The 2,920-nt window shown below is 51.0% G+C and carries 3 protein-coding genes; all 3 read right to left on the bottom strand.

Annotated features, from left to right (window positions below; genetic code table 11):
- Positions 1 to 116 precede the first annotated feature (116 nt).
- The 3 genes from ACEW8P_RS01500 to ACEW8P_RS01490 all read right to left on the bottom strand — a co-directional run bounded on the left by ACEW8P_RS01500 (position 117) and on the right by ACEW8P_RS01490 (position 2,865).
- Positions 117 to 1,154 (bottom strand): transposase, encoded by a 1,038-nt coding sequence (locus ACEW8P_RS01500; RefSeq protein ID WP_373511345.1) that lies wholly within the window; start codon positions 1,152 to 1,154, stop codon positions 117 to 119.
- A gap of 141 nt (positions 1,155 to 1,295) precedes the next feature.
- Positions 1,296 to 1,616 carry a hypothetical protein gene (locus ACEW8P_RS01495; RefSeq protein WP_373511344.1) on the bottom strand — a complete coding sequence of 107 codons (321 nt, stop codon included), beginning with the start codon at positions 1,614 to 1,616 and terminating at the stop codon, positions 1,296 to 1,298.
- Between the two features lie 547 nt (positions 1,617 to 2,163).
- Positions 2,164 to 2,865: a recombinase family protein gene (locus ACEW8P_RS01490; RefSeq protein ID WP_373511343.1), complete on the bottom strand. Its 702-nt coding sequence runs from the start codon at positions 2,863 to 2,865 to the stop codon at positions 2,164 to 2,166.
- Between the last annotated feature and the right edge of the window lie 55 nt (positions 2,866 to 2,920).

The following is a 2,920-nucleotide window of genomic DNA, read 5'->3' as shown; positions in this document are numbered from 1 at the left end:
GGTGCTATTTGAGTCTTGGCTCATGTATTCGGTTTATATTTGAAGATTTACAGTGCTCTTAAACAGAAAGCGTTGGTTAATAGCCAAATCCGTTTCCGTTAGGTTGAGCGGGCAGATTACTGGACATAGACCCATTTAGGCGTTATGAGCTTTTGGGCGATAGTTTCCAAATAGCGGATAAATATCACCAGTGACTGGACGTGACGGCGCAAATTGGTGATGCCCTGACGAAAGAACGATACGGCCATCGATGAGCTACCGTCCCGGTATACCTTTTGTTTCAGTGAGCCGCTCTCAAATGCCTCACGAAGGGACAGTACGTAAGCCATCACTACAATGGCAATGAGCAGTGTGATTTTGCCGTCATCTTTAAAATTGAGGTCCTCGATGTTAAATCCCTGCGTTTTCAGATGTTTGAAGCACGTCTCGATTCTCCAACGACGTCGGTAAGACTCCGTGATCTTAACTTTATTGACCAGGCTGGAAATAAAGTACAAAAGAGGCTCGTCAGGATCGTTTTTCGGGTTCCTGAGCATCACGATTGACAGCGAACACCCGTTCAGCATGAACTGTTTGATAACGCCCCGCTTGCGGCGGAGGGCCTGCCGGCTCAGCTTTGAATAAACGGGGCCAGGAGCCGTGCTGACGGGCAGTCGGTAACAGCCTGCACTGAGCCGGATCACAAAATCAATACCTTCTGTATAGAGATAGCGCAACCACTTCTCGCCAATGTACTCTCGGTCTGCCAACAGGATTTTACCCTGCAAGCGGTAGTAAAGCAATGCTTCGGTCATCAATTGCTGTCGTTCCACCTCGCTGCTGTGACCTTTCTTATTGAGTTGAAGCCAATAGATAGGAATGGCGGTATCCCGATAGAGAATGCACAGGGTTAGCAAGTGGATCGGTTTGCGGCCCACTCGCCAAGTTGTGGCGTCCAGGATCAGATGGGTGAAGCGGCTTTGAAAGAGCCGAAAAACGAATTGAAGTATACAGATTACTAGTCGATTAGGTGTTGACAAACGAAAGAAGCGGATGAGCCGCTTGTAGTGCGAAACTGCTTTGGTGCGATCATTGTCCAGAAGTTGGGGTAGGTAATCTTTCAGGACGTTTAGATTGGTGGACCGGGCCAAAACAATGGCTGAGCAGACCAGCATTAAATTTCGGAAGACATGTTCTGGCAGATCAGGAAAGAACCTTCTACATTTGGTGAAAAGCGGCTTGGCCATAGGGGTAAGTCGAAAAGTTTTAGCGAACACAAATTTACCACGGACCAGCCGCTTTTTACTAAAACCATCTCATGTCCAGTAATCTGAAACATTTTCCCGGAATGTTGTAAACCTCCCGAAGTAGTCCTGCTGGGTCTTACCCGTCGCTTCCAGGAAGCGCTCCATGTTCCGCAGGCTCTTGTTTTCTGCCACCGGCTGAGCGACCGGCTCGACCGTTGCAGCCACCACCGCCGGTGCGACGCTCGCCTGAACCTCGGTTTTCTTGGGCTTGGCCGCTTTCTTCACTACCTGGTGTGGGTTCTTTTTAGAACTCAACCGCTCCACCTTGTTTGACTTCCGAGCCCGCGATTTCGTGGCTACCGTCCGACCTTTTGCGCTTACATTTTCCATTTGCTTAGAATGATTAAGTGACTGAAATAGTGATTGTTAACTGATATAAAGATCTTCATACAGAACGGATTAACAACTCTACTAATCGTTTATTTTTTTGGAATCGGATCGCCGAAGCGAATGAAAGTTTTTTGAGGCTTAAAAACGCAAAAAAGGCACTCATGAGAGTGCCTTGGCAGGGAGGATGGTAGGGGCAAAAGTGTAGCAGAAAAGGTAAGCGCGCAGAAAAAAGGCCCGGAATTGAAGGAATCAATCCCGAGCCGCAAGTGTGTGTGTAGTAAAAGATTATACAAACCTATACCTTATTTTTATCTTTTGGTCACATATTATTCATAATTCATTTTTCAATACTGTATTAGAAACAAAAAAAGCCCCCGACCTGATCGTCGGGGGCTTTTAAAGGAGGGCTGCTAGTACATAAAAAAGTTCAATTGAATGAAACATCGCCCACCCTCCTCGGAACTTCTTTAAACAAAAGACCATTTGTTTCACCCTGTTGTTTGCAAAAAGAAACGACACACAATTGCGAACCCGACGATTCAGTGGCTTAATCGCAAGCATCCGTATCTGCACCTACTGCTACCCCCGTTTCCTGTTCCTGGCGCTTGAGCAGCCGGTAAACGGCCTTGCCCTCGAATGACTTCGAGCGACGGGTCAGGTAGTGCATCCGGTTCAGCCGGTCGGCGATCTGCGCGTAGGTCAGCCCCGCACTGCGGTAGAACTGGGCCAGCTCCGTGGCCTGCACGTTCGCCTTGTTCTGCCGGGCGTTAGTGGTGCGCACCAGCCTTCCCCGTTCGATGGCCGCCGGCGTCAGGTTTTCGGGCTTACCCAGTTTAAAGCCTTGGGCTTTCTTCTGGGCCAGGGCCGCCCGGGTGCGTTCGGAGGTGCGCTCGGCCTCGTACTGGGCGAAGGTCACCATCATGCCCACCGTCAGCGTGTTGGCATCGGGCAGGTCGCAGGCCACGAAGTCCACGCCCGAATCCCGCAGCGTCATCACGAAGCCCACGTTGCGGCTCAGCCGGTCGAGTTTGGCGATCAGCAGCTTTGCCCGGTGCTGCTGGCAGGCGCGGATAGCCTCCTGCAGTTTGGGCCGGTCGCCCTTGCGGCCCGACTCGATCTCGGTGAACTCCCCCAATAGCTCGTCTTCGTTCCGCAGGTAGCGTTCGACGATGGAGCGCTGGTCGCCCAGGCCCAGCCCGCTGCGCCCCTGCCCTTTGGTCGACACCCGGTAGTAACAGACAAACTTCATACGATGGGAAAGTCAAGATCAACGATGCCTGCTGATGCGATGGCACTCATTTGAA

The organism is Persicitalea sp., assembly GCF_041751555.1.
Lineage (GTDB): Bacteria > Bacteroidota > Bacteroidia > Cytophagales > Spirosomataceae > Persicitalea.
Note: the sequence above shows the minus strand (reverse complement) of the source record. Positions and strands in the feature narration are given on the sequence as shown.

What these genes read in the sequence shown, in the direction of transcription:
- ACEW8P_RS01500 (WP_373511345.1), bottom strand. Translation starts at nt 1,154, where the DNA reads ATGCTGGTCTGCTCAGCCATTGTTTTGGCCCGGTCCACCAATCTAAAC.
- ACEW8P_RS01495 (WP_373511344.1), bottom strand. Translation starts at nt 1,616, where the DNA reads ATGGAAAATGTAAGCGCAAAAGGTCGGACGGTAGCCACGAAATCGCGG.
- ACEW8P_RS01490 (WP_373511343.1), bottom strand. Translation starts at nt 2,865, where the DNA reads ATGAAGTTTGTCTGTTACTACCGGGTGTCGACCAAAGGGCAGGGGCGC.